7 protein-coding genes are annotated in these 6153 nt (G+C 38.3%); 3 read left to right on the top strand and 4 right to left on the bottom strand.

The genetic code is table 11. The features are described from left to right. Window positions 1–151: 151 nt before the first annotated feature. Window positions 152–631, bottom strand: coding sequence for an SsrA-binding protein SmpB (smpB, locus tag CXF64_RS02690; RefSeq protein ID WP_007584119.1), 480 nt, complete (start codon window positions 629–631; stop codon window positions 152–154). A gap of 147 nt (window positions 632–778) precedes the next feature. Here smpB and CXF64_RS02685 point away from each other — a divergent pair, with 147 nt between their 5' ends. Together CXF64_RS02685 and CXF64_RS02680 are read left to right on the top strand one after the other, a co-directional pair. Continuing rightward, on the top strand, window positions 779–1219 hold the full coding sequence (locus tag CXF64_RS02685; protein ID WP_007584120.1) for a type II toxin-antitoxin system RatA family toxin: 441 nt from the start codon (window positions 779–781) through the stop codon (window positions 1217–1219). Next, complete coding sequence (locus CXF64_RS02680) at window positions 1216–1539, top strand: RnfH family protein (protein ID WP_007584122.1); 324 nt, start codon at window positions 1216–1218, stop codon at window positions 1537–1539. The genes CXF64_RS02685 and CXF64_RS02680 overlap by 4 nt, the downstream gene beginning before the upstream one ends. A gap of 133 nt (window positions 1540–1672) precedes the next feature. Here the strand turns inward: CXF64_RS02680 and CXF64_RS02675 are convergent, their stop codons facing one another. Next, the gene (locus CXF64_RS02675; protein ID WP_004335706.1) at window positions 1673–2032 is read right to left on the bottom strand and encodes an outer membrane protein assembly factor BamE; all 360 of its coding nucleotides are present in this window, start codon (window positions 2030–2032) and stop codon (window positions 1673–1675) included. 107 nt (window positions 2033–2139) lie between these two features. Between CXF64_RS02675 and CXF64_RS02670 the strand changes: the two genes are divergently transcribed. Continuing rightward, on the top strand, window positions 2140–2469 hold the full coding sequence (locus CXF64_RS02670; RefSeq protein ID WP_101216208.1) for a GIY-YIG nuclease family protein: 330 nt from the start codon (window positions 2140–2142) through the stop codon (window positions 2467–2469). Window positions 2470–2557: 88 nt separating this feature from the next. Here CXF64_RS02670 and CXF64_RS02665 read toward each other — a convergent pair whose 3' ends face one another. Next, window positions 2558–4477, bottom strand: a complete 1920-nt coding sequence (locus CXF64_RS02665) for a methyl-accepting chemotaxis protein (RefSeq protein ID WP_024589916.1) — start codon at window positions 4475–4477, stop codon at window positions 2558–2560. Window positions 4478–4669: 192 nt separating this feature from the next. After that, window positions 4670–6142, bottom strand: a complete 1473-nt coding sequence (ilvC, locus tag CXF64_RS02660; RefSeq protein ID WP_024589917.1) for a ketol-acid reductoisomerase — start codon at window positions 6140–6142, stop codon at window positions 4670–4672. Between the last annotated feature and the right edge of the window lie 11 nt (window positions 6143–6153).

Here is a 6153-nt window from a genome sequence, read left to right as displayed (position 1 = left end):
CCATATATAAGCAGATTGGTATAACAAGTTTTTTCTTGTTATCGACACTATTTTCTTATCTCATAATAGATTACTTAGTTAAGCAAATTGGTATTTTTTGAGTTTTTATATAGGTGAAATTAAAAACGCCTAATAAATTAGGCGTTTTTATTTATGCTTTATGCTTCATTAAGCGTTCTTTTTCACGCGACCAGTCTTTATCTTTACCGTCTTCGCGTTTGTCGTGTAGCTTTTTACCTTTTGCTAGATGAAACTCAAGTTTTACCCAGCAGTTTTTCCAGTACATCGCTGTAGCTATTAAAGAATAGCCATCGCGCTCTGTAGCACCGAATAAACGGTCAAGTTCGCGTCTGCTTAATAGCAATTTACGATAACGTAGCGGGTCGCAAATTACATGGGTCGATGCACTGATAAGTGGCTGAATTTGACTGCCAAGTAAAAATGCTTCGCCATTTTTAAGATGAATATAAGTTTCTGTGATATTTACTTTACCAGCTCGGATACTTTTAACTTCCCAGCCTTGTAGTTCAACACCCGCTTCAAACTTATCGTGTAAAAAATACTCATGTCGCGCTTTTTTGTTTAGCGCGATGGTATTACTTGTCGATTTTGATGAATTTTTCTTAGCCATAGTGCCCTATAATATACGTAATGTGAGATGTTTTACATCGATTTTTTTAATAATGCTTTTAAAAATTTAGCTTTAATTTAAGCAGCATGAAAATTTGGGGAAACGCGCAAAGCTTGCTAAAATTCGCCCACACAGTTGGGAGTGAGTATGCCACAAATAGAAAAAAGTGCGCTGGTTATGTACAGCACTAAAGAGATGTTTGATCTAGTTAATGATGTAGAAGCTTATTCACAGTTTTTACCAAATTGCTCAGACTCAAAAATTGTTTCACAGCACGATAATAACATGACCGCGAGTTTAGAAATATCTAAGGCGGGTATAAAAAAGTGGTTTACCACCGAAAACACCTTTGTTGATGAGCAAACCGTGTTACTGCGCCTTGTTGATGGTCCGTTTAAGACGTTAAAAGGGCGCTGGCATTTTCAAGAGCTTGACGCCAAAGCATGTAAGGTTCATTTGCACCTAGAGTTTGAATTTTCAAGTAAGTTAATAGAGCTTGCCTTTGGAAAGATTTTTAACGATGTAGCAAAAAATATGGTGAGTGCATTTACTCAACGTGCAAAACAGGTTTATGGAGCGCGAGTATGATTAATGTTGAAGTGGTCTTTGCATTACCGACCACGGCCACGTGTTTATCAATTGAAGTGCCACAAGGGACTACAGTCGAGCAAGCTGTTATTCAGTCAGGTATTATAGAAAAGTGCCCAGAAATAGATGCCACATCGCTAACGTTAGGTGTGTGGAATCGAACTGTAAAAGCTAACTATGAATTAAAAGACGGTGACCGTATAGAAATATACCGTCCATTAATTGCAGATCCTAAAGATGCCCGCAGAAAACGTGCAGAAAAAGCAAAAGAAGAGGGGCGTGCAAATAAAATAACGGGTGGTCGCCCACTCGAGAAGTAATACCAATCGGCATAAACTTCGAACAATTTAACAGATTAAATCACACGCTAACGTCGTTTAAAATGGTAAAAGCTTTTTAAGTAAACCAATAAAAAAGGTGAGCCATGCTCACCTTTTTTACTACCTGAGACGTTTATTGCTCTAGCGGTGTAGTAAAGTTTTCAGGTTGGTCATAATCACCTGAGATTGAAACTAACTTTTCATTTTCAAAGTTAATTACTAACTCTTTATTTTGTTCGTTTTTACGGCCTTTATTAAAGCTGTAAATATAGCGCCATGTATTGTTATCAAAGGCGTCCTCGGCAATAGGTCTACCTAATACATAAACAACTTGCTCTCGGGTCATATTTACACGAAGTTTTTCAACATCCGATTGCTCTAAAAAGTTGCCTTGTGGAATGTTAATTCGGTATACCCAGCTAGAGCAACCTGCTGCTGAGCTAAGTGTTAAAGCGACGATAAGCCAAAGAGAAAAAGTTTTTAACGACTGCATTGTTAGTTGTGATCCTTATTTTTTATAATCTGCATGATACCGATTAGTCACTGAAGGTAAAACCCTTTTAAGCAATTGTTTTATGTTAAGGGCGTTAAGGTAATGTTTTGACCACTGATAATGAAAAAAGTTTACAGCATATTGAAACGAATATTTTAAAAACTGAGTCTACTTGGTTTTTATATATAGTTGAAACACGATTTGGTCATTGGTACACAGGGATCACGACTAATATTGAAAAACGCTTTGCAACTCATCAAGCTGGTAAAGGGGCTAAAAACCTTAGAGGAAAAGGGCCTCTTTTACTTATCCATCAACAACAAGTAGGTAATAAAAGTGAAGCAAGTAAGCTTGAGTATCAATTAAAAAAGCTCCCTAGAGCTAAAAAGGAAGCGTACGTTTCAGCATTTAATACTGGCGATAGCAAAAGTACTTAGTTTGTGTAAATTAAGCATATTCGTTATGAGCAAAAACTATCTTCGAATATAGTTTTTGCTCATAGCTGGCGTGTAATATCAGAGCTGCTTAGCGATGCTTTTCAAAGGTAGCTACAAGCGCATCAAGTGTTTGTGCACTGTTGGCTAAGTCGCGAATCGCTTGCTCTGTATTGATTTGTTCGCTCATTGCTTTATCGCTAATTTCGCTAATTTGCTCAATATTACGACTTACATCGGCAACCACATTACTTTGCTGCTCAGTTGCAGTCGCTATAAGCGTAGCCATATCGTTTATTTGATTTGCTGTTTCGGTTATCGTATCAAGTAATTCAACAGAGCTTTGCATTGCACCAACGCTTTGCTGAGCTTTATCTTTCGATTGGCTAATATCATTAACTACATCATCAGATATTTTTGTAAGCTCTTCAATCATAGATTGAATTTCGGTGGTTGATTGCGATGTACGGTTTGCCAGTGCACGTACTTCATCAGCAACAACAGCAAAGCCGCGTCCGTGTTCACCTGCCCGAGCAGATTCAATTGCAGCATTTAAAGCAAGTAGATTAGTTTGATCCGATATACCTCTAATTGAGTCAACAATACTTGCAATATCAACCGTTTTTTTAGAAAGCAAAGTAACTTGCTCTGTTATGCCATCAATATCGCTGGCAAGGGCTGAGATAGTTGCTTGGCTTTGTAATACTTGTTTATGGCTTTGAATGGTGTTTTCGCGGCTGTTATCGGTTAACTTAGCTGTATTTGCTGCGCTTTGCGCTATTTCTTGTACTGTAGCGCCCATTTCGTTGATTGCTGCTGCGACAGATATTGTTTGTTCTTTTTGGTTGTCTATTGCTTGGGAGTTCCGTTTTGCTTGTTCAAATACATGATCAGAGCTTTTTCTAATATCGTGACTTTCGCTGGCAACTTGAGTAATCGCTGTTTCTATTTTATTTATAAACTGGTTAAAGCCGTTACTTAGATTGTTAAGCTCTGGTTGGCTCGATTCTGGTAAGCGGTACGCTAAATTTGCATCGCCTGAGCCTAGGCGTGAAAATAACTCAGCCATTTTAGAAAGTGGAGATGAAAGTGAGCGAGCAAGCAAATAACTGATTAAACTCGCAACCAATGCTGTAATTACCGTAAAAGTAAATATTTGCCATTGCAGGGTGTTTACGCTTGCGAAAACTTCACTTTTTGGCACTTGGGCTACAACATATAAATCGGTGTTTTTAATAGGCATAGCAGCTACAAGTGTCGGTTCGCCATTTAAATTAATTTCTTCTAGTGCAAAGCCATTACTATTAAATAGTTGGCTGTGGATATTTGCAGTATATAAATCATCAATGTTTGCTTTAGCTACTTTACTTGCATCTTTATGAAGCTGAATCAATCCACTTTTATCTGCAATGAATACAAAGCCTGTTTGCTCAATTTTAAATTGCTGTAATAGCTTTTGCATATCAGTGATGCTTTTTGCAAGACCTGCTAAACCAGTCCCATTAGCCTGCTGATGATTTACAAACATTTTCACATCATTGGCTGACTCTTGATAAATACTGATAGAGTAAGGTTGTTTTGATTGCTTAAAAGCAAAGAACCAGCCATCGGCTGCATCGTTTTTTAACACACGCAAAAACCCATTCTGGTTCCAGTACTGTGCAGTGTCTCTATTTGCCCAAGATGCTGTGGCTAAATCGTATTGCTGGGCAACGCGATTTAATTCTTTTAATAGTAATGTATCGTCTTGGTTGTTTGATTGAGCCCATTGTAAAATAAATTCGTTTGATGATAGTTGCTGAGCAGCACCGAGTAACTCGTTGATTTCACCGCCTATGTGATTGCTGATTGTTTGCAGTTTACTAGGGAGCTCTGACTCAATCATACGTCGCTCAATAATATCCTCTGAGCTGTGTAGGGAAGTCAAACCAATCAGTGCGGCTACGCATATAGCAATAACACTACCTAAAGCTGTGATTTTTTGAGTGATCGAAAGATTTTGTATCGTCATGATATTAATTAATTTTACAACTAAATAGAAAAACATATTAGCACATTATTTATTTGGAACTAAATATTGGCTAAGCAGAATAGGCAAAGATATACCAGATTGGTTAAAGTTTTATTAACAGGCATAAAAAAGCCCACATGCAAAAAGCATACGGGCTTGGTTTCTAACAAGCGAAACATTTATTGTTTAGGGTTAAACAATCTTTTTCATTGCTGACATGTAGCCACGTAATTTAGCACCTACTTTCTCAACTGGGTGTTCGCGCAATGCAGCGTTAATTTGAATTAATGTTTGGTTATCAACTTGGTTACTGTGCTCGCCAAGACCTTTACCGATAATGTCTGTATCAACGTTTTTCATAAAATCAGCAAGTAATGGTAAACATGCATGGTTATATAAATAACAGCCGTATTCTGCAGTATCAGAGATAGTACGGTTCATTTCAAAAAGCTTTTTACGCGCAATAGTATTGGCGATTAATGGCGTTTCGTGTAATGACTCGTAGTAAGCTGACTCTTCGATAATGCCTGCTGCTGTCATGGTTTCAAATGCAAGTTCAACACCTGCCTTAACCATTGCTACCATTAAAATACCGTTATCAAAAAATTCTTGTTCAGAGATTTCTACATCGCCAGCAGGGGTCTTTTCAAAGTTAGTTTCTGCTGTTTCTGCGCGCCATTTAAGTAAGTTTACGTCATCGTTATTCCAGTCTTCCATCATAGTGCGTGAGAAAGTGCCGTCGATGATGTCATCTTGATGCTTATTATAAAGCGGGCGCATAATTAGTTTTAGCTCTTCACTTAGTTCAAACGCTTTTACTTTTGCTGGGTTTGAAAGGCGGTCAAGCATGTTAGTAACGCCGCCGTACTTAAGTGCTTCGGTAATTACTTCCCAGCCGTATTGAATTAGTTTTGATGCATAACCCGCATCAACGCCTTTTTCTACCATTTTATCAAAACATAAAATAGAGCCTGTTTGTAACATGCCACATAAAATGGTTTGTTCGCCCATTAGGTCAGACTTAACCTCAGCAATAAATGATGATTTAAGTACACCTGCGCGATGTCCGCCAGTACCCGCTGCATACGCTTTAGCTTGTGCTAAACCAAGACCTTGAGGGTCATTTTCTGGGTGAACTGCGATCAGAGTTGGTACACCAAAACCGCGTTTGTATTCTTCACGTACTTCAGAACCAGGACACTTAGGCGCAACCATGATTACAGTAATGTCTTCACGTACTTGCATGCCTTCTTCAACGATATTAAAGCCATGAGAGTAGGCAAGGGTAGAGTCTTTTTTCATAAGTGGCATAATTGCACTTACTACAGCGGTATGTTGTTTATCTGGCGTTAAGTTAAGTACTACGTCAGCGGTAGGAATTAATTCTTCATAAGTACCAACAGTAAAGCCGTTTTCAGACGCATTTAAAAATGATTGGCGACGCTCAGAAATAGCTGAAGCACGTAATGTGTAAGAAACATCTAAACCAGAGTCACGTAAGTTTAAGCCTTGGTTTAAACCTTGTGCGCCACAGCCTACAATAACTAGTTTTTTACCTTTAAGTGCGTCAACGCCATCGGCAAATTCGCCTGCGTCCATAAATTCACATTGCGCTAATTGCGCTAATTGCTCGCGTAAAGGTAAGGTATTGAAATAATTCGCCATTGTTAGTGTCC

The organism is Pseudoalteromonas sp. GutCa3, assembly GCF_002836155.1.
In the GTDB taxonomy this organism is placed as follows: domain Bacteria; phylum Pseudomonadota; class Gammaproteobacteria; order Enterobacterales; family Alteromonadaceae; genus Pseudoalteromonas; species Pseudoalteromonas arctica.
The sequence above is the reverse complement of the archived record's forward strand: the minus strand, read 5'-3'. Positions and strand labels throughout refer to the sequence as shown.

Excerpts from the sequence above, each read along its gene's own strand:
- smpB (WP_007584119.1), bottom strand. The coding sequence starts at position 631 with ATGGCTAAGAAAAATTCATCAAAATCGACAAGTAATACCATCGCGCTA.
- CXF64_RS02685 (WP_007584120.1), top strand. The coding sequence starts at position 779 with ATGCCACAAATAGAAAAAAGTGCGCTGGTTATGTACAGCACTAAAGAG.
- CXF64_RS02680 (WP_007584122.1), top strand. The coding sequence starts at position 1,216 with ATGATTAATGTTGAAGTGGTCTTTGCATTACCGACCACGGCCACGTGT.
- CXF64_RS02675 (WP_004335706.1), bottom strand. The coding sequence starts at position 2,032 with ATGCAGTCGTTAAAAACTTTTTCTCTTTGGCTTATCGTCGCTTTAACA.
- CXF64_RS02665 (WP_024589916.1), bottom strand. The coding sequence starts at position 4,477 with ATGACGATACAAAATCTTTCGATCACTCAAAAAATCACAGCTTTAGGT.
- ilvC (WP_024589917.1), bottom strand. The coding sequence starts at position 6,142 with ATGGCGAATTATTTCAATACCTTACCTTTACGCGAGCAATTAGCGCAA.